Source organism: Vibrio sp. 10N.286.51.E5, assembly GCF_041469125.1.
In the GTDB taxonomy this organism is placed as follows: domain Bacteria; phylum Pseudomonadota; class Gammaproteobacteria; order Enterobacterales; family Vibrionaceae; genus Vibrio; species Vibrio crassostreae_C.
Window position 1 is genome coordinate 68,002 of record NZ_JBFRJZ010000010.1, and the last position, 23,275, is coordinate 91,276.

At 43.9% G+C, this 23,275-nt stretch carries 24 protein-coding genes; 10 read left to right on the forward strand and 14 right to left on the reverse strand.

The features are described 5' to 3' along the window. Window positions 1-77 precede the first annotated feature (77 nt). Window positions 78-1,046 (reverse strand): TAXI family TRAP transporter solute-binding subunit, encoded by a 969-nt coding sequence (locus AB4161_RS03255; protein WP_017061374.1) that lies wholly within the window; start codon window positions 1,044-1,046, stop codon window positions 78-80. Window positions 1,047-1,387: 341 nt separating this feature from the next. Beyond that, complete coding sequence (argR, locus tag AB4161_RS03260; protein ID WP_004740827.1) at window positions 1,388-1,858, reverse strand: transcriptional regulator ArgR; 471 nt, start codon at window positions 1,856-1,858, stop codon at window positions 1,388-1,390. 332 nt (window positions 1,859-2,190) lie between these two features. Here argR and mdh point away from each other — a divergent pair, with 332 nt between their 5' ends. Beyond that, on the forward strand, window positions 2,191-3,126 hold the full coding sequence (mdh, locus tag AB4161_RS03265) for a malate dehydrogenase (protein ID WP_009847834.1): 936 nt from the start codon (window positions 2,191-2,193) through the stop codon (window positions 3,124-3,126). A 124-nt stretch (window positions 3,127-3,250) separates the two neighbouring features. Beyond that, entirely contained in the window at window positions 3,251-3,442 is a 192-nt protein-coding gene (locus tag AB4161_RS03270) for a hypothetical protein (protein ID WP_017061375.1), read from the forward strand. Between the two features lie 111 nt (window positions 3,443-3,553). On the opposite strand, the gene ispB is transcribed toward AB4161_RS03270, so the two are convergent. After that, window positions 3,554-4,525 carry an octaprenyl diphosphate synthase gene (ispB, locus tag AB4161_RS03275; protein WP_372082789.1) on the reverse strand — a complete coding sequence of 324 codons (972 nt, stop codon included), beginning with the start codon at window positions 4,523-4,525 and terminating at the stop codon, window positions 3,554-3,556. Between the two features lie 268 nt (window positions 4,526-4,793). Between ispB and rplU the strand changes: the two genes are divergently transcribed. The 6 genes from rplU (at window position 4,794) to folA (ending at window position 8,799) form a co-directional block, all read left to right on the forward strand. Continuing rightward, window positions 4,794-5,105: a 50S ribosomal protein L21 gene (rplU, locus tag AB4161_RS03280; RefSeq protein WP_004740823.1), complete on the forward strand. Its 312-nt coding sequence runs from the start codon at window positions 4,794-4,796 to the stop codon at window positions 5,103-5,105. Between the two features lie 19 nt (window positions 5,106-5,124). Beyond that, a complete protein-coding gene (gene rpmA, locus AB4161_RS03285) occupies window positions 5,125-5,382 on the forward strand; it encodes a 50S ribosomal protein L27 (RefSeq protein WP_004735905.1) in 258 nt (85 codons plus the stop codon). A 323-nt stretch (window positions 5,383-5,705) separates the two neighbouring features. Next, window positions 5,706-6,878, forward strand: a complete 1,173-nt coding sequence (gene cgtA / locus AB4161_RS03290; protein WP_017061377.1) for an Obg family GTPase CgtA — start codon at window positions 5,706-5,708, stop codon at window positions 6,876-6,878. A gap of 164 nt (window positions 6,879-7,042) precedes the next feature. Then, window positions 7,043-7,810 carry a threonine/serine exporter ThrE family protein gene (locus AB4161_RS03295; RefSeq protein WP_017061378.1) on the forward strand — a complete coding sequence of 256 codons (768 nt, stop codon included), beginning with the start codon at window positions 7,043-7,045 and terminating at the stop codon, window positions 7,808-7,810. Further along, a complete protein-coding gene (locus tag AB4161_RS03300) occupies window positions 7,810-8,283 on the forward strand; it encodes a threonine/serine exporter family protein (protein ID WP_017062945.1) in 474 nt (157 codons plus the stop codon). The genes AB4161_RS03295 and AB4161_RS03300 overlap by 1 nt, the downstream gene beginning before the upstream one ends. Window positions 8,284-8,319: 36 nt before the next feature. After that, window positions 8,320-8,799, forward strand: coding sequence for a type 3 dihydrofolate reductase (folA, locus tag AB4161_RS03305; RefSeq protein WP_017062944.1), 480 nt, complete (start codon window positions 8,320-8,322; stop codon window positions 8,797-8,799). A 74-nt stretch (window positions 8,800-8,873) separates the two neighbouring features. Here the strand turns inward: folA and AB4161_RS03310 are convergent, their stop codons facing one another. The 6 genes from AB4161_RS03310 to lptD form a co-directional block, all read right to left on the reverse strand. Continuing rightward, the gene (locus AB4161_RS03310; protein ID WP_017062943.1) at window positions 8,874-9,677 is read right to left on the reverse strand and encodes a symmetrical bis(5'-nucleosyl)-tetraphosphatase; all 804 of its coding nucleotides are present in this window, start codon (window positions 9,675-9,677) and stop codon (window positions 8,874-8,876) included. A gap of 29 nt (window positions 9,678-9,706) precedes the next feature. Beyond that, entirely contained in the window at window positions 9,707-10,087 is a 381-nt protein-coding gene (gene apaG, locus AB4161_RS03315; protein WP_004735899.1) for a Co2+/Mg2+ efflux protein ApaG, read from the reverse strand. 88 nt (window positions 10,088-10,175) lie between these two features. Further along, on the reverse strand, window positions 10,176-10,991 hold the full coding sequence (gene rsmA / locus AB4161_RS03320; protein WP_017062942.1) for a 16S rRNA (adenine(1518)-N(6)/adenine(1519)-N(6))-dimethyltransferase RsmA: 816 nt from the start codon (window positions 10,989-10,991) through the stop codon (window positions 10,176-10,178). After that, complete coding sequence (gene pdxA / locus AB4161_RS03325; RefSeq protein WP_017061382.1) at window positions 10,988-11,980, reverse strand: 4-hydroxythreonine-4-phosphate dehydrogenase PdxA; 993 nt, start codon at window positions 11,978-11,980, stop codon at window positions 10,988-10,990. The genes rsmA and pdxA overlap by 4 nt, the downstream gene beginning before the upstream one ends. After that, a complete protein-coding gene (surA, locus tag AB4161_RS03330; RefSeq protein ID WP_372082790.1) occupies window positions 11,967-13,265 on the reverse strand; it encodes a peptidylprolyl isomerase SurA in 1,299 nt (432 codons plus the stop codon). Before surA ends, pdxA begins: the two co-directional genes overlap by 14 nt. Window positions 13,266-13,308: 43 nt before the next feature. Continuing rightward, entirely contained in the window at window positions 13,309-15,654 is a 2,346-nt protein-coding gene (gene lptD, locus AB4161_RS03335; RefSeq protein WP_372082791.1) for an LPS assembly protein LptD, read from the reverse strand. 149 nt (window positions 15,655-15,803) lie between these two features. On the opposite strand from lptD, the gene djlA reads away from it, so the two are divergent. Next, window positions 15,804-16,658, forward strand: a complete 855-nt coding sequence (gene djlA / locus AB4161_RS03340; RefSeq protein ID WP_017061385.1) for a co-chaperone DjlA — start codon at window positions 15,804-15,806, stop codon at window positions 16,656-16,658. A 57-nt stretch (window positions 16,659-16,715) separates the two neighbouring features. Continuing rightward, a complete protein-coding gene (locus tag AB4161_RS03345) occupies window positions 16,716-17,261 on the forward strand; it encodes a DUF924 family protein (RefSeq protein ID WP_017061386.1) in 546 nt (181 codons plus the stop codon). A 95-nt stretch (window positions 17,262-17,356) separates the two neighbouring features. Here AB4161_RS03345 and AB4161_RS03350 read toward each other — a convergent pair whose 3' ends face one another. The 5 genes from AB4161_RS03350 to leuA form a co-directional block, all read right to left on the reverse strand. Beyond that, on the reverse strand, window positions 17,357-18,139 hold the full coding sequence (locus AB4161_RS03350; RefSeq protein ID WP_102393669.1) for a DUF547 domain-containing protein: 783 nt from the start codon (window positions 18,137-18,139) through the stop codon (window positions 17,357-17,359). A 156-nt stretch (window positions 18,140-18,295) separates the two neighbouring features. Next, complete coding sequence (leuD, locus tag AB4161_RS03355; RefSeq protein ID WP_017062937.1) at window positions 18,296-18,898, reverse strand: 3-isopropylmalate dehydratase small subunit; 603 nt, start codon at window positions 18,896-18,898, stop codon at window positions 18,296-18,298. 14 nt (window positions 18,899-18,912) lie between these two features. Beyond that, the gene (gene leuC, locus AB4161_RS03360) at window positions 18,913-20,325 is read right to left on the reverse strand and encodes a 3-isopropylmalate dehydratase large subunit (RefSeq protein WP_016767777.1); all 1,413 of its coding nucleotides are present in this window, start codon (window positions 20,323-20,325) and stop codon (window positions 18,913-18,915) included. 116 nt (window positions 20,326-20,441) lie between these two features. After that, entirely contained in the window at window positions 20,442-21,533 is a 1,092-nt protein-coding gene (gene leuB / locus AB4161_RS03365; RefSeq protein WP_102393667.1) for a 3-isopropylmalate dehydrogenase, read from the reverse strand. A 98-nt stretch (window positions 21,534-21,631) separates the two neighbouring features. After that, window positions 21,632-23,179: a 2-isopropylmalate synthase gene (gene leuA / locus AB4161_RS03370; protein WP_048614879.1), complete on the reverse strand. Its 1,548-nt coding sequence runs from the start codon at window positions 23,177-23,179 to the stop codon at window positions 21,632-21,634. Window positions 23,180-23,275: the final 96 nt, after the last annotated feature.

Consider the following 23,275-nt stretch of genomic DNA (forward strand, 5'->3'; position numbering starts at 1 on the left):
TAAATTATTTTTATAAAACGTGAAAAGCCAATAAGGAGGGCTAGCCTCCTTATTGGTGTAGTAGGCTTAAAGTAGAGTTACTTTAGAAGGCCCACTTCTTTGTAGTATTTTGCTGCGCCTGGGTGAAGAGGGATAGAGATACCCGCTTTAACCATGTCTTCTTTTTTCAGGTTAGCAAATGCTGGGTGTAGGCGTTTGAAAGTGTCAAAGTTTTCAAATACTGCCTTAGCAACGTTGTATGCAACTTCTTCAGAAACGTCTGAAGTTGTTACCATAGTAGCTGCAACACCGAAGCTGTTTACGTCAGCGTCAGTACCACGGTACATACCAGCAGGAACTGTGCTGTAAGCGTAGTATGGGTTTTCAGCTACGATCTTGTCGATCTGTGGACCTGTTGCTGAAACCAGTTTTGCATCACAAGACGTTGTTGCTTCTTTGATTGATCCGTTCGGGTGACCAACCATGTAGATGAATGCATCAATCTTGTTATCACAAAGTGCTTGTGAACGCTCAGAACCTTTAAGTTCAGAAGCAAGCTTGAAGCTGTCGTTAGTCCAGCCCATAGCGTCCATTACAACACCCATCGTTGCACGGTCACCAGAACCTGGGTTACCAATGTTTACACGCTTACCTGCTAGGTCAGACACATTGTTGATGCCAGCATCAGTACGAGCGATGATGTTGAACGGTTCTGTATGTAGAGAGAACATCGCGCGAAGTTTCTTGTATTCGCCCTGATCTTTGAACTTACTTGTACCGTTGTAGCCGTGGTATTGCCAGTCCGATTGAACAACACCGAAATCTAGTTCACCAGCACGGATGGTGTTAACGTTGTAGATTGAACCACCAGTAGACTCTACAGAACAACGAATGTTGTGGTCTTTGCGGCCCTTGTTCACTAGCTTACAAATCGCACCACCAGTTGGGTAGTAAACACCCGTAACTGAACCAGTACCAATCGTGATGAACTCTTGAGCGTTAACAGCGCCAGCGCCCATTACAGCAGCTGCAATAGCACCAACTTTAATAAGTTTGGTAAATGCCATGAATTTCCCTTCCTTTATTCATTATTAACCCTGAAACAAGTGTAGTTGCTTCAGGAGTTTCCTATTTGGAAACGGCACCTTTTTCAATCCATGTGATGAAAAAGTGGCTGAATAATATCAAAAATTGGCAGAAAATTACTCGAATGTTAAAAGATATAGCTAAAAAATCTAACAAATGATGTCTTGATCTCGTGTTTGATTTGCTACTGAGTTTTTAAAATCAATGGTTTAGTGTGATTTTGGAAGGGAGGTATGGATATTCTAGGATGTGATTTGGATCACGAAGCAAATAGATACTCGTGATCCATTAATAAGGCTGATAGTTATGAAACAGCGATCAATTATCCTGCGTATTCAAACAGTTCACACACTGAATCAAACAGTTGCTTAGTGGTAACCGATAACGTTGGGGTAATGAAGATAGTATCATCACCTGCGACTACGCCCAGTATACCTTCCGACTTACCTAGTGAGTCTAATAAACGAGCAATCAGCTGCGCCGCACCAGGACCTGTGTGTATCACCACCAATGCATTGTTGTGGTCAATATCTAGTACTAGTTCTCTTAGAGAGCTAGAAACGGTCGGAACACCAAGCTCAGCAGGAAGACAGTAAACCATCTCCATTTTTGCGTTACGAGTTCGAACGGCACCAAACTTGGTTAACATACGCGAGACTTTAGACTGGTTGATGCTTTCAAAACCTTCGTGTTTTAGAGCATCAACAATTTCGCCTTGTGAGCCAAAACGTTCTTCTTTTAGTAAGGCTTTAAATGCACGAACTAAGTTGTCTTGCTTTTCTGTATTGCGCATATGTCATTCTTATTCATTAACAAAGATGTTTGCATATTCTCGCATACATATTCAATTTTAGCCAAAACATCCCTGTAATTTGTTAGTCATATCACTGTAAATATTTAATAGAATAATGTGTTATTTGCGACGACTTATTTTGTTATTTCAGTCGATTATCGCCATAATGCGAACTTGCTGTGTAGCACGGTTTTATTGACTTGCGCGAAGTCGCAAAGCTAGCGTTAATTGATTGTAATCACTTTGTGATTAATATAGTTTTTTAACTTAGATTTAGCTCAAGAATTACCCTACAAAGAATCTATAAGAGAAAGCTCTCAAGGAGAATAACAATGAAAGTAGCTGTTATTGGTGCCGCTGGTGGCATCGGTCAAGCCCTAGCCCTACTACTTAAGAACCGCCTACCTGCTGGTTCAGATCTTGCACTTTACGACATCGCTCCGGTAACACCGGGTGTTGCTGCCGATCTTAGCCATATCCCAACGCCTGTTTCGATCAAAGGTTACGCGGGTGAAGATCCAACACCAGCACTAGAAGGTGCGGATGTTGTACTTATTTCAGCGGGTGTTGCTCGTAAGCCTGGTATGGATCGTGCGGATCTTTTCAATGTGAACGCTGGCATTGTTAAGTCTCTTGCAGAGAAAATCGCAGTTACTTGTCCGACTGCTTGTGTTGGTATCATCACGAACCCAGTAAACACAACAGTGCCAATCGCGGCTGAAGTACTGAAGAAAGCGGGCGTTTACGACAAGCGTCGTCTATTCGGTATTACGACTCTTGATGTGATTCGTTCTGAAACGTTCGTTGCTGAACTAAAAGACAAAGATCCAGGCGACATCCGTGTTCCTGTTATCGGTGGCCACTCAGGCGTAACGATTCTTCCTCTACTTTCTCAAGTTGAAGGTGTAGAGTTCACTGACGAGGAAATCGCAGCACTAACGACTCGCATCCAAAATGCAGGTACAGAAGTAGTAGAAGCTAAAGCTGGCGGCGGCAGTGCGACACTGTCTATGGGTCAAGCGGCTTGTCGTTTCGGTCTTGCACTAGTTAAAGCACTTCAAGGTGAAGAAAACGTGATTGAATGTGCATACGTTGAAGGTGAAGGCGAGCACGCTCCATTCTTCGCACAGCCAGTTAAACTAGGCAAAGAGGGCGCTGAAGCGATCCTTAGCTACGGTGAGCTGAGTGACTTCGAACGTAACGCTTTAGATAGCATGCTTGAGACGCTAAATGGCGACATCGAGATTGGTGTTGAATTCGCTAAATAAGCGAGACGCTATTTAACTCAGCCTAAAGCTAATTAATAAGGGCCGGTCATTATGATCGGCTTTTTTGATCCTGAAGTTCAAGCTACTCGTATACACCTCCACAACCAAGGTGAAGGTAAATGTTATGGCTACTGTTCAGAAGGGTATGAATGTCGAATATTTGGGGCACTTAGGAAAAGTATTGGTAATTGATGAGCAAGAGCAGTATGCCTTGGTAGAGACTTACAACGGGCATGAGCAATACGCAGTGCCAATGGAAGAGCTTGAAGAAATTGAAGCTCAACTGCCACTATCATTAGAAGCGAGCCGATATTGAACCTTGGCTCACCTACAAATATTTGTTGAAAACCAAAAAAAAGAGCCCTGAGGCTCTTTTTGTTATTTATATAGAAGCTAGAAGCTAGAAGCGAGTTGTCTATTAACCTGCTTACTTACTGCGTTTAACAGCTAAGTGTGCGAGCGTGGCTAGCGCTTGCTTATATTCAGAGTCAGGAAGTACAGAAAGCTCAGCGATGGCTTTATCGGCCTCTTCGTAGGCTTTATTTGTTGTGTACTCTAAAGAGCCTGTCTCTTTCATTACAGCCATAATGTCGTCAAGACGTTCCATGCCGTTCGCTTTCTCAATCGCTTCACGAATCATGCTTGCTTGTTCAGGAGAGCCATTATGCATTGCGTAAAGTAGAGGAAGCGTTGGTTTGCCTTCGGCAAGATCGTCACCAACGTTTTTACCCATCTCTTTACCATCTGCAGTGTAATCCATCACATCGTCAATCAGTTGGAATGCGGTGCCTAGGTATTTACCATAGTTCTGCATTGCTGTTTCGATCTCTGGTGATGACTCAGTAAGAATCGCGCCGATTTGGGTCGCAGCTTCGAACAAACGAGCAGTCTTAGAGTAGATCACCTGCATGTAGCTTTCTTCTGTGGTGTCTGGGTTATTGCAGTTCATTAATTGTTGAACTTCACCCTCGGCAATCACGTTTACCGCTTCACTCATTAACTCAAGGATCTTTAAGGATCCTAGCGTTGTCATCATTTGGAATGAGCGTGTGTAGATAAAGTCACCCACCAAAACGCTAGCGGCATTACCAAAAGCGGCATTGGCCGTCGCTTTACCACGTCTCATGTCCGATTCGTCGACAACGTCGTCATGAAGCAGGGTTGCGGTGTGAATAAACTCGATAAAGGCTGCAGAGGTGATATGAGCTTCACCTTGGTAACCAAGTGCGCGGGCAGATAAAAGAGCAAGCAAAGGGCGTAGGCGCTTTCCACCACCGCTAACGATATAAAAACCAAGCTGGTTGATTAAACTTACGTCAGAATTAAGTTGGGCTTGAATTGTTTCATTCACTTTTGCCATATCATTGGCAGTAAGCGTTTGGATAGCTTTAAAATCCATTGTTCATCCGGCTGAAGTTAGACCCTGTAAGGCTTATACGTTGTATTCAATTGTTGAATAATACACTAAAAAACGTTGATTAATACATCGCTAAAGGGCATGATTGCCACACTTTTCTTTGGCGAACAGGTTTTCGCCAATTTTTTAAAAATATGGCTTGTCATAGCGCCATGATTCCCGTAGAATCTGCGCCCTATTGATTAGTTTAGCGCACACCCGAGTTGTACAATTAACAACCATAGGCTGTGCGGAAAAAGCGGAGTAAAATATGTACGCTGTTTTCCAATCTGGTGGCAAACAACACCGAGTAAGCGAAGGTCAAACACTTCGTTTAGAGAAATTAGACGTTGAAACTGGTGCAACTGTTGAATTTGATAAAGTTCTTCTTGTTGCTAACGGCGAAGAAATCGCTGTTGGTGCACCTCTTGTTGAAGGTGGCAAGGTTACTGCAGAAGTAGTACAACACGGTCGTGGCGATAAAGTAAAAATCGTTAAGTTCCGTCGTCGTAAGCACTCGCGTAAGCAAGCTGGTCACCGTCAGTGGTTCACTGAAGTGAAAATCACTGGCATTAACGCTTAAGTATTAGGAGAGTTTAACAATGGCACATAAAAAAGCTGGCGGTTCTACTAATAACGGCCGCGATTCAGAAAGCAAACGTCTTGGTGTTAAGCGTTTTGGTGGTGAATCTGTTCTTGCAGGTAACATCATCGTTCGTCAACGTGGTACTAAGTTCCACGCTGGCACAAACGTTGGCATCGGTAAAGACCACACTCTTTTCGCTCTTACTGAAGGTAAAGTGAAATTTGCTGTTAAAGGTCCTAAAAACCGTAAGTTTGTAAGCATCGAAGCTGAGTAATTTAATCTTTAACTAGATTATTTTATTAGCTTTCAAGCTGAATTCAAAAGCCCTGCCGATTCGGCAGGGTTTTTTATTTATAGCAAGAATAAAAAAGCAGACGCTCTTGTTTTGGTTTTGAGAAGCCGTTTTATTTTTTGATAAACAGATTAGTTTTTAAGAAGCCGTTTGTTTTTAAGAAATAAGAAGCAAAGAACCTCTCCTTATTTGTTCCTTGGTTGCAGGTCGGCCTAGATCTTAGGTGATCGATCTAAACACGGATCTGCTAGAATTTATATCACTCCTTGATGAGTGGTAACGCAACGTAAGTGCGGAGTTAAAAAATGAAATTCGTTGATGAAGCGGTAGTAAAAATAGAAGCCGGTGATGGCGGTAATGGTACAGTTAGCTTTTGGCGCGAAAAATTCGTCGCTAAAGGTGGTCCTGATGGCGGCGACGGTGGTGACGGCGGTGATGTTTACATCCAAGCGGATGAGAACTTAAACACACTGATCGATTACCGTTTCCAACGTTTTTACAATGCAGAGCGTGGCGAGAATGGTCGCGGCGGTAACTGTACTGGTAAACGTGGTAAAGACATTACGCTGAAAGTACCAGTTGGTACGCGTGCAGTTGATATCCACACCAACGAAATCGTTGCTGAAGTTGCTGAACACGGCAAGAAAGTAATGGTTGGTAAAGGTGGTTGGCACGGTCTTGGTAACACGCGTTTTAAATCGTCTGTTAACCGCGCTCCTCGTCAAAAGACAATGGGTACTAAAGGCGAAGTTCGTGAACTGCGTTTAGAGCTTCTTCTATTAGCTGACGTTGGTATGCTTGGCCTACCAAACGCAGGTAAATCTACTTTTATTCGTTCAGTATCTGCTGCGAAACCAAAAGTGGCTGATTACCCGTTCACTACTTTGATCCCAAGCTTGGGTGTGGTAAGTGTTGTCCCTGAAAAGAGCTTCGTTGTTGCCGATATCCCAGGACTAATCGAAGGCGCAGCTGATGGCGCTGGCCTTGGTATCCGATTCCTTAAGCACCTTGAGCGTTGTCGTGTTCTTCTGCATATGATCGACATTATGCCGATCGATCAATCTGATCCTATTCAGAATGCACTAACGATCATCGATGAGCTTGAGCAATACAGTGAAAAAGTTTCACAAAAACCTCGCTGGTTAGTGTTCAATAAAGTTGACCTAATGCCAGAAGACGAAGCAGACGAAAAGATTCAAGAAATCATCGATGCTTTGGGCTGGGAAGGCGAGTACTTCAAGATCTCTGCTGTGAATAAAATCGGCACCAAAGATCTTTGCTTCAAACTAGGTGAGTTTATGGAAAACCTACCTCGTGAAGTTGTAGAAGTTGAAGAAGAAGAAAAAGTAGACTTTATGTGGGATGACTACCATAAAGATGCGATGAGCGGTAAGAATGTCGTTACTGAAGATGACGACGATTGGGACGATTGGGATGACGAAGAGGATGACGGCCATGTTATCTATGTTCGTGACTAATCCTCTTAGTTTCTCATAACGCATCGGTCGCTTCTTACAAGTACACTGATAGTTTTATTAAACCGCAATGAAAATTGCGGTTTTTTTGTATCTAAATCATGACGTCTTACTGTTTTTTATGCAAAATTTATCTTTAGATAATTAACGCCTATGGGAAGGAAATCATGGCATCAAAGCAAAGAGCGATCTCAAGACTCGTCGCTCAATCAGGACAAATGTTATTGGCGCACGGGGCAGAGAGCACACTGGTCGGCGATATCATGCGTCGCATCGGTATTGCTTGTGGGGTGAATGAGGTTGAAGTCGCACTGTCAGCCAATGCGCTTGTTGTAACTACCGTAATGGATGATCACTGTATTACCACTACTCGAAGTTGTGCTGATCGTGGCATTAACATGCAGGTTATCACCGACATTCAACGCATTTGCATCATGATGGAGAAGGGAATTCTCGATTATGATTTGGCGTATAAAAAGATTCAAAACATCAGCCCCGAGCGCTACAACCGTTGGTTAGTGGTTGTGATGATAGGGTTGTCGTGCGCCTCTTTTAGCCACCTTGCGGGCGGAGACTGGCAAGTCTTCATGATGACTTTTATTGCTTCAGCTTGCGGTATGATCGTCAGGCAAGAGATTGGGCACCGCCATTTCAATCCGCTATTAAACTTTGCTATCACAGCATTCGTTACCACGACCATTTCAGCTCAAGCCGTACTTTACAATATTGGCGGCCAACCCACGATCGTGATGGCTTCATCTGTATTAATGTTAGTACCTGGTTTTCCTCTGATTAACTCCGTCGCTGATATGCTTAAAGGCCATATTAATATGGGGTTAGCGCGCTTTACCATGGCCAGCTTATTAACTCTGGCGACGAGCTTGGGCATTGTCGCGGCGATGAGTCTATCAGATGTTTGGGGGTGGGCAAGCTAATGAGTATTTTCGAACTGTTTTTAGGTCTGCTCAACGATATGTTTTTCGCCGCTATTCCTGCGGTTGGGTTTGCATTGGTGTTTAACGTTCCGCAACGTGCTTTAATTTATTGTGCACTCGGTGGTTCTATCGGTCATGGTAGCCGGTATCTGATGATGCACTTTGGTATTCCAATCGAATGGGCGACGTTCTTCGCCGCAACCGTGGTTGGTATGATAGGGGTTCATTGGTCACATAAACTGTTAGCACATCCGAAGGTGTTTACGGTTGCAGCTCTAATTCCTATGGTGCCAGGTGTGTTCGCCTTCAAGGCGATGATTGCGATGGTGGAGATTAACAGGGCAGGCTACACGCCTGAGTTGTTGGCAATGTTGATGGAGAACTTTTTAAAATCGATGTTCATTATCGCAGGGTTGGCGGTTGGCTTAGCTGTGCCAGGGCTGTTATTCTATCGCCGTAGACCTATCGTTTAGCGTTAATTTTCTTTTTAGGGACAGGACTTTCGATTTATGATCATCAGCATGATAGCGGCAATGGCAAACAACCGTATAATTGGTAAAGACAATCAGATGCCTTGGCATTTACCTGCGGATTTTGCATGGTTTAAACGCTCGACTATGGGTAAACCAGTCGTGATGGGACGTAAGACCTACGATTCTATTGGACGCCCTTTGCCGGGTCGGTTGAATGTCGTAATCAGCCGTGATGAGAGTTTAAAGATTGAAGGTGTAACGACGGTAACTTCTATTGAACAGGCTCTAGAGCTACTCAGTGATGTTGAAGAGGTGATGATCATTGGTGGCGGCTCTATTTATGAGAGCTGCTTACCTAAAGCGGACAAGTTGTATCTGACTTACATCGATTTCGCCGTCGATGGAGATACACAATTTCCTGACTGGGGTGAAGGTTGGAAGCAGAGCTTTAACGAGAGCTATCAAGCTGACGAGAAAAACAAACACAACATGGAGTTTGTGATTCTCGAGCGTTAACTGTGGTTATCAATAGCTAGTCTCTGAAAAATGCTTGCGTTACCCTACCAAGGTAGCGCAAGTTTCTCGTATCTTTATAGCGCTTTCTGAGTGAAAAACTGTTTATCTTCCCAGCGAAGAATTGTCAATTCACCTCCCCAGACGCATCCAGTATCAAGTCCAATTACGTCTTTTCCGTTATAGCCTTCAAGCGCAGCCCAGTGTCCAAAAACAACGGTTTTATCGAGCTTTATGCGTTGCGGAAGGTCAAACCATGGCACTAATGGTTCATCGGTAATCTCATTCGGTGGTAGCTTACATGCCATGTCGAGACGGCCATCTTCAAAACAGAAACGCATTCTTGTCAGGCTATTGATCGCATAGCGATAGCGCTCAATATCATGTAAATCCTGATGCCATAAATCAGGCGCGTTGCTGTACATGTTTTCGATTAGCCATTGCCATTTATCGGACTTTAACAAGGATACGATCTCTCGATTTTCAACACGTGCTCTTTCTAGATTCCACTGCGGTGAGATACCCGCATGGCACATCACGAACTCTGGGTGTTCTTGAAGCAAAGGCTGTTGTCTTAACCATTCGATTAGCAGTTCACGATCTTCAGCATCAAGAATCGCTTGAGTCTTATCTTTTGGTTTCGCTGGAAATAGTCCTAAGGACACCGCCAGAAGATGTAAGTCGTGGTTGCCTAATACAACCTTAGCTGCGTCACCAAGGTTACGAATAAAGCGTAACGTCTCCAATGATTTAGGGCCTCGAGCAACTAAGTCTCCGGCGACCCATAAAGTATCTTGGTGTTTATCAAAGTTAATTTTTTCAAGTAGTCCTTGAAGTTCGTCGAAGCACCCTTGGATGTCTCCGACAATGTAATTCGACACAATAATTTCCTGTAGATACGGATGTACGGCTAATTAAGAATATTAGGGATTGCGAGTCTGAATGGGTCAACTTCGGTAATAAAATCAATGCCCTTGTTATCGGTCATCACATAGTGACCTTGCATAACGCCAACAGGGGTTTCGATGACCGTACCACTTGTGTAGGTGTACTCGTCGTTGGCTTCAATCACGGGTTGTTGGCCAACTACACCATCACCCTCAATGGTGAGCTGCTTGCCGTTAGAGTCGGTAATTAACCAGCGGCGAGACATAAGTTGCACCGTTGTTTTACTTAGATTTTTGATGGTAATAATGTAGGCGAAGACATAACGATTCTTCGTTGGCTCAGATTGTTCTTCTATGTACTTAGAGTGAACCTGGCATTTGATACAAGGCGTAGATATATCCATATTCGCACCTTTTGTTGTTGATATACTTAATGTAATTAAAGTATTACATAAAAAAGGCTCCTAACCGAAGTGTAGGAGCCTTTTTTATTTATTTGTCAGCGTTATGACTGTCGTACAACCAGTTTGCCATGTCGACAAACTGCTCGAGCGTTAAGTTCTCAGGACGCATGCTTGGGTTGATACCTAGCTCTTCAAGCACTTCCTTATCGATTAAGCTCTTGTAGCAGTTACGAACTGTTTTACGACGTTGGTTAAAGCCTTCACGACATACGCGATCTAGCCATTTCAGATCTTTTGCCGGATAAGGCAGCACTTCGTATGGCTGTAGGCGCACGACTGCTGAGTCTACTTTCGGTGGCGGAACGAAGGCCGTTGGTGGAACTTCTAACACAGGCGTTACTTTACAGTAGTATTGAGCCATTACAGTAAGACGACCGTAAGCTTTACTGCCAGGGCCAGCAGCTAGACGGTTAACCACTTCTTTTTGAAGCATAAAGTGCATGTCTTGCACGTCTTTATGGAATTCAAAAAGGTGGAACATCAATGGTGTAGAGATGTTATATGGCAAGTTACCAAAGATGCGTAGCTTATTGTTTGGCTTAACCAGTTCTTGGAAATCGAACTTCATCGCATCGCCTTCACGGATCGTTAGCTTGTCCGCAAGATCTGGATGGTTACGAAGACGTTCTGCAAGGTCTCTATCCAATTCGATAACAGTAAATTTATCGACAAGCTTACCCACAGGCTCAGTAATTGCGCCTAGACCAGGACCGATCTCTACCAAGTTTTGACCTGGTAGTGGGTTAATACTCGATACGATGCCATCAATAATGTATGGATCGTTAAGGAAGTTTTGACCAAAACGTTTACGCGCTTTGTGCCCTAAGTGGACATCATTTCTCATTGCTTTTTCTCTACTAATTCAATGGCGTGCGTGAGCGCTGTTCTAAAGCTCCCTGTATCGGCTTGGCCTTTCCCTGCCAAGTCTAAGGCGGTACCGTGGTCGACTGATGTGCGAATAAACGGTAAGCCAAGCGTGATGTTCACTGAGCGACCAAACCCTTTGTATTTCAATACCGGGAGTACTTGGTCGTGATACATACCTAAAACAGCATCTGCATCTTGCAAATATTTTTCATTAAAGATGGTGTCTGCTGGCAATGGGCCAACTAAATTGATGCCATCTTTTTGGCGAATTTTTTCTAGCGTCGGGGTGATAGTTTCAATCTCTTCACGCCCTAAACAACCATCTTCACCAGCATGTGGATTCAAGCCACACACATAGATAGTTGGTTTCTCAATAGCAAATTTTTCAACCAAGTCTTTATTTAGAATAGCAATAATTTGCTCTAATCTGTCTTCGGTCACAGCTTGAGATACATAAGCTAGTGGGATGTGCGTTGTTACTAGCGCAACACGCAGCCCTTCAGTTGCCAACATCATCACCACCAGTGGTGTATTGGACTTCTCTGCAAAGAACTCGGTATGGCCGCTAAAAGCAACGCCAGCTCGGTTAATTACACCCTTGTGAACGGGGCCGGTGACAATAGCATCAAATTCATCATTCATACAGCCAATTGCTGCGGTTTCTAAAGTATTTAATACGTAATGACCATTAGCCTCATTGAGTTGACCTGCAACTGCCGTTTTAGCAAGTGGAACGTGTTTCACTACCAGTGTGCCAGCGCGTTGCGGTTGCTTAGCTGCATTTGCATCGTAGTCCAGAAGATCGACTTCGATACCAAGAATTTTAGCTCGCTCGGATAGCAGTGTTTTATCAGCACAAACCACGAGTTGATGAGGCCAACTTTCTTGAGATAGAGCCAAAGTTAAATCTGGGCCTATCCCTGCTGGTTCACCTGCGGTTATGACAATACGTTTAGTTGTTGTCATCTTGGTCGTCCTCAACCATCTCAACAAAGGCACTTGCTCTTACTTCTTGTAGCCAAGCACCAGCTTCTTCGTTGAATTTACGGTTAAATAGAATTTGGTAAGCTTTGTTTTTCAAAGCTGAATCGGTACGGTCGACTTCGCGACGGTCTAGTACTTCAACAATGTGCCAACCGTGTACGGTTTTGAATGGCGCACTGATTTTGCCTTCTGGTAGCGTTTCTACTTGGTGTTTGAATTCTGGTACATACAAATCTGGTGTTTGGTAGCCTAGCTCACCATCTTGTACTGCAGAACCTGGATCTTGGCTGTATTGCTGTGCAAGGTCGCCAAAGCTCGCTTCACCTGCGTTTACGCGGCGCGTGATCTTTTCAAGTTGTTCTTTCGCGCCATCGTCACTCAAGATTACGGTTGGCTTAATCAAGATATGACGAGCATTCACTTCCGTTACTGCTACGGTTTCTAAGCCTTTCACATCTTCAATTTTTAGAATGTGGAAACCTACACCGCTACGGAAAGGACCGATGATGCTGCCTTTATTTTGCATTTTGATCTGGTCAGCAAAAATGGTTGGCATCTCTTCTTTACGCATCCAACCCCAATCACCACCTTGCAGCGCTTTAGGACCCTTAGAGTAAGTATATGCCATGGTGCTGAAATCTTTGCCTGAGTTCAGTTCTTCGACAAGTTCTTTAGCTTGGGCTTCTAGCTCTTCTTTGGTTTGGTCATCATTGAAGCGAAGTTGAATGTGTCCAATCTTGTATTGAACGGTTGCGTTAGTCTCCCGCGCTAAGATATCCGCTAGGTTATCGACCTCTGCAGGAAGGATGTTAATACGACGGCGAACTAGAGCATTGCGAGCCTCACTTGCCGCAATTTCTTTTCTTACTTGCTCTCGAAATGCATTGTAGCTAAGGCCTTCTTCAGCAACCGATGCGGTAAGTTGTTCTACCGTTTGGTTGTTGTCTTTAGCGATACCTTCAATTGCTTGATCAAGTCGAGCATCATCAATACGAACACCGATACGTTCTGCTTCTTGAGTTTGAATAGTATCGATGATCAGTTTTTCTAGTACTTGCTCATTGAGCACATCTTGCGATGGCAATGTTTGCCCGCTTTTCTTAGCGTTTGCGCGCAGCGTCTTCATCGAAGCATCGATGTCGCTTTGTAAGATAACGCCTTCGTTAACGATAACTTTTACGCTGTCTAGCTCGACTGGCGCTGCAAAGCTTGTTGATAAAGTACAAGTCGCTGCGATAGCAATTAATGTGCGTTTCCACAATGTCATGTGTAATCCTTTAAATTTACTGATGTTTTATCAGTAAAGAAAATTAGTTGTTTAAGAAGAATGGGCGACCGTACTCTAAAGAGTTTCCTGAGCTATCGAAGCCCGAAACGTTTGACCCAGATCCAGCAGATGTACCGAAGCCTACAATACCAAAATTAACACTAAAGTTGTTTTCGTAAACAGGATCAGCATTTATGTCTGAGTAGCCATTACCAGTCCAGCTTCGGAGTTCGTTGCTGTAGGTAACTCCTACATACCAGCAGTCATCTTTATAGCGTAGGTTTGCTAACCACTCGATAGCGATGTTTTCATTCAGATCATGATAATACTGAGCGCTTGCATACCACTTCGGAGTAAATTGGTATCCGCTCACAATACCTGCCTGTGAAATGCCTTCACGTGTAATATCATCGATATTGTTGATTGATTCACCAACGTTAGCATCAATATACTCTTTAGTAACATAACGATAATTAGCCTGAACAAAACCGTTATTGTCGATACGATATTCAATCGTACTATTGGCTAATTGCATTTCTGCTGAGTCGATATCGTATTGAACGCCGCCATGGTAAAAAAGGTAGTCATCATAGTTAAAATCGACCTCAACAGCCCAGGATGAATAATTAGAGTTTTCTGATGAATCGTTGCTGCCAGATGATTGCTTTGTTTCTTTATCGATATAAAAAATTTGACCAAAAGAGATATTAAGTCGTTCTTTGTATTCGTCATCAAAGAAACGTGAGGATGCTCCATAACTGACTTGATTTGCTGCTGCTATATAGTCGACGCCGCTGTATTTACGACTTCTAAAAAGACCATAATAATCTGTTTGTAGAAGTGTAGTGTCATACAGGCCTATATCACTTTGGTCTTGTTCTGGAACATAAAGGTACTGAACTTGAGGTTCTAGAGTTTGTGTATAACCATTTAAGTAACTAGTGTCACGCTCAAGCACTAAACCTGCGTGAGTTCTAAACTCAGGAATAACCCTGCTAACGCTTTCTTCCAGCTCTAAATATTCTGCATCTACGCCATTTAAATCTTGGTTATAGTATGTTCCAAGTAGGCGAGCCTCGGTTGTCCATGTTCCCCAGGTTGTGCTTAGTGGTACTTTTAACCCTGGTTCTATGTGCAATCGTGTTGCTGTCGGTTTTCCTTTTGCATCTGTATCAAATTGAGAGACATGACTAATCATATCAACCTCTACAGAGTCCCATATAATAGGAGCGTAATAGTTAAACGTTAGCTGTGGCATTAAGCGATAAGCTTGGGTATTTCCATCGGTGAGTACTTGGAAGTCACGAACGGCGAGAGAAGCATCCCAATTCAATGCTCGATAACTTATTTGGCCAGACTGCATTAGTTGACCATCTTCACGATTACCTATGTTCGAATCCACGTCTGAAAAATAATTAACATCACTAACCTTTGAATAGTCGATGTCAAACTTCCATGCTTGTTGATAGATCCCTTCAAAGTTGAACTGCCCGCCCCAACGACTGCCTTGTTCTGGATATTTATCATCACTTTCTAGGAACTCGAACTTTAAGTTACTTTCACCAAAATCACTTAAATGACGGAACTCATTGTTTAGTTGTGTTCCACGCTCGGCCATATATTTAGTTGTGAAAAGTAGATCGTAGTTTGGTGCTATATTCCAATAGAAAGGTATTTCGGTTTCGAAACCGTCACTTGAACCGTACGAAATCGTAGGGTACAAAAAGCCAGTTTTACGCTTATCTCCTACTGGAACAGTGAGATATGGCATGTAGAAAACAGGAACATCTAGAATCTCAAAACGTGGGTTGTAGAATGTGGCTTGTTCTTCATCTTGGTCTAGCTCGATACTAGAAGCTTTTAGCCTCCATGACTTATCACCCAGTGGGCAAGAAGTGATAGATCCATCTTCCATGGTATAAACCGCTTTACCAGTGCGGGATATATATTGGGCATCTCCTCGGCCTGGTTCACAAAGAAACTGGTATTGGGTGTTCTCTAGTTCGATTTGATCGGTATTTAGATTATTGGTCGCTCTGTCTGAGATAGATTTGATTTGACCATCACTAAAGTTTACGTTGCCTTCAGCTACAACGATATTTTCTTGTTGGTGCAGGGTTACGTTATCTGCAAGGATGGTCTTGTTCCCTTGCGTAACGACTACGTCACCTGAGTATATTGCCTTGTCACCATTGATAGCTTCTAAGCGTTCTGACTCAACATGAGCGGGTAGCTGTGTCTCGTTTTCTGCAGCGGGCTCGATCAAGCATTGATCTATAGAGGGCATTTCCTGCACACTACTATCGGTGATTGTTTCAGCTTGAGTTGTCGACACGTATAACGCCGTACTTATAGACGCGGCTAACAAGGTGCGGGAAAAAGATTGCATGAAGTTGAACTATCCTGTGTCACTAGATGAAGGGTTGATCTAGTATCAATCCAATTAATAAAGCATTTTCCTTATGATAAAGGAAATAATAGCATTCAGCATCATCAGACAGCATTACTCAGATAAAATTCATAGATAGAGAACACATAATGCAAATATTTGGCAAAATTTTGGGCGCGTTTTTTGGCTTTTTATTTGGAGGGCCACTCGGTTTAGTTTTTGGTCTGTTTTTAGGACACCAATTCGATAAAGCTCGCGGATTGAACCAATCAGGCTTCAATAGCTCTGGTTTTGGTCGAGGTCCAAGCCAAGCAGAAAGACAGAACGAGTTTTTTAAATCCGCTTTTGCGGTTATGGGGCACGTTGCTAAAGCGAAAGGGCAGGTAACGCCAGAAGAGATTCAACTCGCTTCTACCATGATGGAGCGTATGAACCTGCATGGCGAACAGCGTAAAGCAGCGCAAGATGCATTCCGTGACGGCAAAGAGAGCGACTTCCCTCTGAACGACGTACTTGAGCGAGTTAAAATCTCATCGGGTGGTCGTTTTGATCTTCTGCAGTTCTTTCTAGAGCTTCAGGTATCTGCCGCATTTGCGGATGGAAGTTTGCACCCGAGTGAACGTCAAGTTCTGCATAAAATAGCGCAAGGGCTTGGGTTTTCGGCAGCACAACTAGAACGCCGCTTGCAGATGCAAGAAGCTGCGTTCCGTTTCCAACAGCAAGGTGGAAGCTTTGGTGGCCATCAGGGTCATGGGCAATCATCAGGTTGGCAACAGGCTTCGCAACAGAACCAACTTGGCGACGCATATAAGGTTCTTGGTGTGAGTGAAAGTGCTGACGGTAAAGAGGTGAAGAAAGCCTACCGCAAGCTGATGAATGAACATCACCCAGATAAACTGATGGCGAAGGGCTTACCGCCTGAGATGATGAATGTTGCGAAAGAGAAATCGCAAGAAATTCAGAATGCTTATGACCTGATAAAGAAAGTAAAAGGTTTTAAGTAATTGAACACTAAACCGAGTAATTACAAAGTTACTCGGTTTTTTATTAAAGGGAATTATATGACGGTAACGTATCAGGATGTTCTAGAGTTTTGGTTCGATGAGTTGACGCCTAAAGATTGGTTTACTGGCGGCGCCGAGATTGACACTTTGATAGAGTCTCGATTTTCTGAATTGCATAAAGCAGCCATTCAAGGCGAGCTATTTGAGTGGCGCCAAACTGCGCAAGGACGATTGGCTGAGATTATCGTACTTGATCAGTTTTCTCGAAATATTGGTAGAAAAAGTCCGACAGCATTTTCTGCTGATCCGATGGCGTTGGCTCTAGCCCAAGAGGCGGTAGCGGGTGGTTTTGATCACCAGCTTAACGAGCAACAGAAAAGCTTCCTGTATATGCCTTATATGCACAGTGAATCTTTGTTAGTCCATGAACAAGCCGTGGAACTCTTTTCTCAAACGGGATTAGAGCATAATCTGGACTTTGAGTTTAAGCACAAGGTTATCATTGAGCGATTTGGTCGCTATCCGCACCGTAATGAGGTGTTAGGGCGAGCTTCGACTCCCGAAGAGATTGAGTTCTTGCAGCAACCGGGCTCAAGCTTTTAATTGTAGAAATACGGTCAAAGAATTGAGAAGAGGCTAGAGGTTAATAAAAACCTCTCGCCTCTTTTTTACTTTAGTGATCAACTTTAGCCTTAGAGCTAGTTTGCTTGGTTGAGCGACCAATCGTATTCATAACTGATGTTTTGAGTATTGGTTACTGCTTCAATTCGATATTGTTCTAAGTGCTGAATAAGCTGTTTCTTCGTACCAAAATCCACAGCAAACCATTCGTAAATCGATGATAGTTGAAGCTTATTGTTTGTAACCATCACGCCTTTGTCACTGCTTACAAACTCAGTTGCAGCTTGCTCTAGCAAGGCTTCAGTATTTTTAGAGGTAAAAGCGTCAGGTTGTAAGTTAGGGCAACCTAGGCTGGCACAGTTCACTGCATAATGCGTGCGAGGATCTTGCCAAATTGGTCTTAGGATTCGGTGTTCAATGTCATTGAGTGTCAGTGATTTCCCATTAACGACTACCACATCATCTCCCCACGGACCGAAACTAAATAGTCCGCCAAGTTTAGTTATGGATTTGATCGGGTAGGCATCAAGAATCAAATCGACAGTCACGGCGTTGTATAGGTTAACCCAATAGGCATACTGCTCCGCTTTTGAATAGTCGAGCGGATTCACCTGTTCGAGTTGCTTGATGTATTGTTTAAGCTTTGTTTTATCGGCGGTGTTCACTGCTTTATAGCGAACTAACGTATTTTGCCCCTGTTTAACCAAGTAGCTATCGAGGAATTGCTGCCAATCTTGATGAGATACCTGTTCTAGGTTGGTTTCGTCGCTTTGCTTCCAGTATGGCCAAAGATCGGATTTAGGCGCAGACCAAGCTAAGGTTGAGAAAAGTAGGCTGACAATAAAAAGTAGTTGTTTCATGGCATTCTCCTGATGACTGACTACTAAGACCTTAAGGCTTACCATTTTCTTTCATTGCTCTTCATTTAAATAAACATATGAAGTTAAGTTAAAAGCTTAGCCAAATAAAAAAGGTTGGCACTTGGCCAACCTTTAGATTTATTCAGAAACGTCTCATTATTTTAGGAAGCTAGGAATCTTAGCTTCAAACTCTGAGATCTTATCGGCATGTTGAAGTGTAAGGCCGATATTATCTAAACCATTCAGTAAGCAGTGACGACGGAACTCATCAATTTCAAACGAGTACTCTTTGCCGTTCGCGCTGACTTTCATTGCTTCTAGATCAACCGTAATTTCTGCACCTTCATTCGCTTCAACGAATTGGAATAGCTCATCCACTTCTTGCTCAGTCAATCGAACTGGCACCATTTGGTTGTTGATCGAGTTACCGTAGAAAATGTCGGCAAAGCTTGGTGCGATCATTACTTGGATACCGTAATCGGCAAGCGCCCACGGTGCGTGTTCACGAGATGAACCACAACCGAAGTTTTCACGAGCTAAAAGAATTGAAGCGCCTTGGTAGCGAGCTTCGTTCATTACAAAATCAGGGTTTGGCTGTTGGCCTGCATCGTCTAGGAAGCGCCAATCGTGGAACAAGTGCTTACCAAAACCGATGCGGTTTACTTTCTGTAGAAACTGCTTTGGAATGATCGCATCAGTATCGATGTTGGCCGTATCTAGAGGAACGACTAATCCGGTGTGTTGTTGAAAACCTGACATGTTAAATCCTCTAATTAAAGTTCACGAATATCGACAAAGTGACCAGCGATAGCCGCTGCGGCTGCCATTGCTGGGCTAACTAGGTGCGTACGACCATCACGGCCTTGGCGACCTTCAAAGTTACGGTTTGATGTAGAAGCACAGCGTTCTTGTGGACCAAGGCGGTCGTTGTTCATTGCAAGACACATAGAACAACCTGGCAAGCGCCATTCGAAGCCGGCTTCTTTAAAGATTACATCTAAACCTTCAGCTTCTGCTTGTGCTTTAACTTGCTCTGAGCCCGGAACGATCAATGCTTGAACATGTTTCGCTACTTGGCGGCCTTTCGCTACCGCAGCGGCTGCGCGCATATCTTCGATACGAGAGTTAGTACAAGAACCCACGAAGACCTTATCGACGTTGTATTCAGATAGAGATTTACCTGCTTCTAGCCCCATGTAAGCCAACGCTTTTTCAGCCGATGCTTTTTCAACAGGATCTGCGAAGCTTTCTGGTGCTGGGATTGGTGTGTCTACTGAAATAACCTGACCTGGGTTAGTACCCCAAGTGACTTGTGGTTTGATTTCAGCTGCTTCTAGCGTGACAACTGCATCGAATTCTGCATCAGCATCGGTTTTCAATGTGTTCCAGTATTCGATTGCCGCTTCTAAGTCTTCGCCCTCGGGAGAGAACTTACGACCTTTTATGTACTCGTATGTGGTTGCATCTGGAGCGATTAGACCCGCTTTCGCGCCTAGCTCGATTGCCATGTTACATACTGTCATACGACCTTCCATTGTAAGGTCTGTAATTGCCTCACCACAGAATTCAACTACATAGCCTGTTCCGCCTGCAGCTGTTGTCTTGCCGATGATCGCGAGCACGATATCTTTGGCTGTAATACCTTCTGCGACTTTGCCTTTTACTTCGATCTTCATGGTTTTAGCGCGCGCTTGTTTTAGCGTTTGAGTCGCTAGAACATGCTCTACTTCTGAAGTACCGATACCGAATGCTAATGAACCAAATGCACCGTGTGTCGCCGTGTGTGAGTCACCACATACGATGGTCATACCCGGCAGAGTAATACCTAGCTCAGGCCCCATTACGTGCACAATACCTTGGTATTTGTGGTTTAGGTCGTAAAGCGTGACACCAAACTCTTCACAGTTCTTCGATAGCGTTTCCATTTGGATACGAGCCATCTCACCAGAAGCGTTGATGTCTTTGGTTTGTGTCGATACGTTGTGATCCATGGTCGCGAAGGTTTTGCCTACTTGGCGAACTTTACGACCTTTTTCACGCAGGCCATCAAAGGCTTGTGGCGACGTTACTTCGTGGACTAAGTGGCGATCGATATAAAGAATTGGCGTTTCGCCCTTCGCTGCAACTGCAACGTGAGCGTCATAAACTTTTTCGTATAAGGTTTTTGCTTGCTGGTTTGTCGACATAGCTTTCTTCCTTGGGAGCATCAGTCCCAGTGTTTGTTTCGAGCCAAGTCATGCGGTTTACGCTGACTTGGCTTGATATTATTCTTATGTACTTGCTTCTAATCTAAGCATCTCGCTTATGAAGCTAAGATGTACTCAGCGATCTTGTCACCCATTTCTGAGGTAGTCAGTGCTTCGTTCTTACCTGCAAGGTCTGCCGTTAACTCGCCTGCAGAAAGTGCTTTCGATACCGCTGCTTCGATGTCTTGTGCTGCTGCTTCTTCGCCTAGGCTGTAACGAAGCATTAGTGCTGCAGAAAGAATTTGCGCGACTGGGTTTGCAATGTTCTTACCTGCGATATCTGGTGCGCTGCCACCTGCTGGTTCATATAGGCCGAAGTTGCTTTCGTTTAAGCTTGCAGAAGGAAGCATACCCATCGAACCTGTGATCATTGCACACTCATCAGAGATGATGTCACCAAAGATGTTTGAACATAGCATTACGTCAAACTGAGATGGATCTTTGATTAGCTGCATGGTCGCGTTGTCGATGTACATATGGTTTAGCGTGACATCTGGGTAATCTTTTGCGATCTCTTCAACGACTTCACGCCATAGGATAGAGCTCTGTAGAACGTTCGCTTTATCGATTGAGTAAACGTTTTTGTTACGTAGGCGTGCCGATTCAAACGCAATCTTTGCAATACGTTCGATTTCGTAGCGGTGGTAAACCTCTGTATCAAAAGCTTTTTCAGTTGCGCCTTCGCCTTCACGGCCTTTAGGTTGGCCGAAGTAGATACCGCCTGTTAGCTCACGGACTACCACGATGTCGAAACCGTTACCTGAGATGTCAGCACGTAAAGGAGAGAAAGACTCTAGACCTTTATGGATTTGAGCTGGACGTAGGTTACAGAACAGTTGGAAGTGTTTACGTAGAGGAAGTAGGGCACCACGCTCTGGTTGGTCGTTCGGTGGAAGGTGTTCCCATTTAGGACCGCCAACAGAACCAAAAAGTACTGCGTCAGATTCTTCACAGCCAGTGACTGTTGCTTCTGGAAGTGGACAGCCGTGGTTATCAATTGCAATACCACCAACATCATACTCTTCGCGAGAAAAGCTAATCGCGTGCTTCTTTTCGATCGCGTCTAGCACTTTATGCGCTTGTTGCATTACTTCTGGGCCAATGCCATCACCAGGTAGTACGGCAATTTTGTATGATTTATCAGTCATGTTAATCCTTTAATTCTTTGTTACTGAGCTATTTAGCTCGTTTTAAATTTTGTCCCTAAAGCCAATAACATCGGCTCTAGGGCTCTGTTATTGGGTGTTTAAACTGTTGCGATTCTTTGCTGTTTCATTTCAGCAATGGTGTCTGCGCGTTGAATGCTATTAATAACGTGCAGTAGCGCCTGACCAGAGGCCTCAACGATATCCGTTGAAACGCCTGTACCGTGGTACTTGCGGCCTTTGTAGTTCGCAATAATATCAGCTTGGCCTAAGCCATCTTCGCCTTCACCTTTCGCGGTAAGGTCGAATTTATCCAATGCAATTTCGTAACCCGTTAAGCGGTAGATACATTGGTATAAAGCATCAACCGGGCCGTTACCGACAGCCGCTTCGCATTTCTCTTCATCACCACATTGCAGCTTGATGCTGGTGGTAGACATAACACTACCAGATTGTACGCTTAGGTAGTTAAGTTTATAGAAGTCATCTTCGTCACGTAGATTTGCGAAGTGCATTAGTGCTTCTAGGTCGTAATCGAATACTTGGCCTTTACGGTCAGCCAGTTTCAAAAAGTCTTCGTACAATGAATCTAGGTTGTACTCATTGTCTTTGTAGCCCATTGCGTCCATGTGGCTCTTAACGGCTGCACGACCACTGCGACTTGTTAGGTTCAATGCCTTGTTTTTCAAGCCAATAGACTCAGGAGTCATGATCTCGTAAGTGTTCTTGTTCTTTAGCATGCCATCTTGGTGAATACCTGAAGAGTGGCTGAACGCGTTTGCACCGACGATAGCTTTGTTGTCTTGAATTGGCATATGGCAAAGCTGGCTAACCAATTTACTGGTACGGTGAATCTCTTTGTGGTCCAAACCGGTATGAACACCTAATAGCTCTTGACGAGTTTTGATGATCATTGCGATTTCTTCTAAAGAACAGTTACCCGCACGCTCACCAATACCATTGATTGTGCCTTCAATTTGTCGAGCACCTGCTTGAACGGCAGCAATTGAGTTAGCAACCGACATGCCTAAGTCATCGTGACAGTGAACAGAGATGATCGCTTGGTCGATGTTGGGTACGCGATCAAATAGCGTTTGGATAATGCCACCAAACTCGTTAGGTACTGTGTAGCCTACGGTGTCTGGAATGTTGATGGTTTTTGCGCCCGCGTTAATCGCGGCTTCAACCATACGACATAGGTTGTCGATAGGTGTACGACCGGCATCTTCACAAGAGAACTCAACATCGTCAGTGTAGTTGCGCGCATGCTTTACCGCTTTCACTGCCATCTCGACAACATCGTCGTAGCTGCGGCGTAATTTATCTTGCACGTGAACCGTCGATGTAGAAATGAAGGTATGAATACGGAACTGCTCAGCCACTTTTAGCGCTTCTGCAGCGGCATCGATATCTTTTGCAACTGCACGAGAAAGCGCACAGATACGGCTATCTTTAATATTTTTTGCGATGGTTTGTACTGATTCGAAATCGCCTGGCGATGACACAGGGAAACCCGCTTCAATAACATCTACACCCAGTCGTTCAAGTGCATAAGCGATCTGTAATTTCTCTTTTACCGTAAGGCTTGCTGCCAACGCTTGCTCGCCGTCACGTAAAGTCGTATCAAAAATTATCACTTGATCGTTCATGGGTGCTTCCTTATATCGATATTGTATCGATTGCTATCCAAATTATTATTGAGAATGATGTTCTTTTAAAAGTGCCAGTTACAAAAAAACCCGCTC

Bases quoted from the DNA above. Each gene is read 5' to 3' on its own strand.
- pdxA (WP_017061382.1), bottom strand. From the start codon at position 11,980: ATGACAACAACTAAACGTATTGTCATAACCGCAGGTGAACCAGCAGGG.
- argR (WP_004740827.1), bottom strand. From the start codon at position 1,858: ATGCGCAATACAGAAAAGCAAGACAACTTAGTTCGTGCATTTAAAGCC.
- ispB (WP_372082789.1), bottom strand. From the start codon at position 4,525: ATGGATTTTAAAGCTATCCAAACGCTTACTGCCAATGATATGGCAAAA.
- rsmA (WP_017062942.1), bottom strand. From the start codon at position 10,991: ATGAGAAATGATGTCCACTTAGGGCACAAAGCGCGTAAACGTTTTGGT.
- rplU (WP_004740823.1), top strand. From the start codon at position 4,794: ATGTACGCTGTTTTCCAATCTGGTGGCAAACAACACCGAGTAAGCGAA.
- lptD (WP_372082791.1), bottom strand. From the start codon at position 15,654: ATGCAATCTTTTTCCCGCACCTTGTTAGCCGCGTCTATAAGTACGGCG.
- apaG (WP_004735899.1), bottom strand. From the start codon at position 10,087: ATGGATATATCTACGCCTTGTATCAAATGCCAGGTTCACTCTAAGTAC.
- AB4161_RS03295 (WP_017061378.1), top strand. From the start codon at position 7,043: ATGGCATCAAAGCAAAGAGCGATCTCAAGACTCGTCGCTCAATCAGGA.
- AB4161_RS03345 (WP_017061386.1), top strand. From the start codon at position 16,716: ATGACGGTAACGTATCAGGATGTTCTAGAGTTTTGGTTCGATGAGTTG.
- AB4161_RS03255 (WP_017061374.1), bottom strand. From the start codon at position 1,046: ATGGCATTTACCAAACTTATTAAAGTTGGTGCTATTGCAGCTGCTGTA.
- leuC (WP_016767777.1), bottom strand. From the start codon at position 20,325: ATGTCGACAAACCAGCAAGCAAAAACCTTATACGAAAAAGTTTATGAC.
- mdh (WP_009847834.1), top strand. From the start codon at position 2,191: ATGAAAGTAGCTGTTATTGGTGCCGCTGGTGGCATCGGTCAAGCCCTA.
- leuB (WP_102393667.1), bottom strand. From the start codon at position 21,533: ATGACTGATAAATCATACAAAATTGCCGTACTACCTGGTGATGGCATT.
- AB4161_RS03300 (WP_017062945.1), top strand. From the start codon at position 7,810: ATGAGTATTTTCGAACTGTTTTTAGGTCTGCTCAACGATATGTTTTTC.
- rpmA (WP_004735905.1), top strand. From the start codon at position 5,125: ATGGCACATAAAAAAGCTGGCGGTTCTACTAATAACGGCCGCGATTCA.
- djlA (WP_017061385.1), top strand. From the start codon at position 15,804: ATGCAAATATTTGGCAAAATTTTGGGCGCGTTTTTTGGCTTTTTATTT.
- AB4161_RS03350 (WP_102393669.1), bottom strand. From the start codon at position 18,139: ATGAAACAACTACTTTTTATTGTCAGCCTACTTTTCTCAACCTTAGCT.
- surA (WP_372082790.1), bottom strand. From the start codon at position 13,265: ATGACATTGTGGAAACGCACATTAATTGCTATCGCAGCGACTTGTACT.
- leuD (WP_017062937.1), bottom strand. From the start codon at position 18,898: ATGTCAGGTTTTCAACAACACACCGGATTAGTCGTTCCTCTAGATACG.
- leuA (WP_048614879.1), bottom strand. From the start codon at position 23,179: ATGAACGATCAAGTGATAATTTTTGATACGACTTTACGTGACGGCGAG.
- cgtA (WP_017061377.1), top strand. From the start codon at position 5,706: ATGAAATTCGTTGATGAAGCGGTAGTAAAAATAGAAGCCGGTGATGGC.
- folA (WP_017062944.1), top strand. From the start codon at position 8,320: ATGATCATCAGCATGATAGCGGCAATGGCAAACAACCGTATAATTGGT.
- AB4161_RS03270 (WP_017061375.1), top strand. From the start codon at position 3,251: ATGGCTACTGTTCAGAAGGGTATGAATGTCGAATATTTGGGGCACTTA.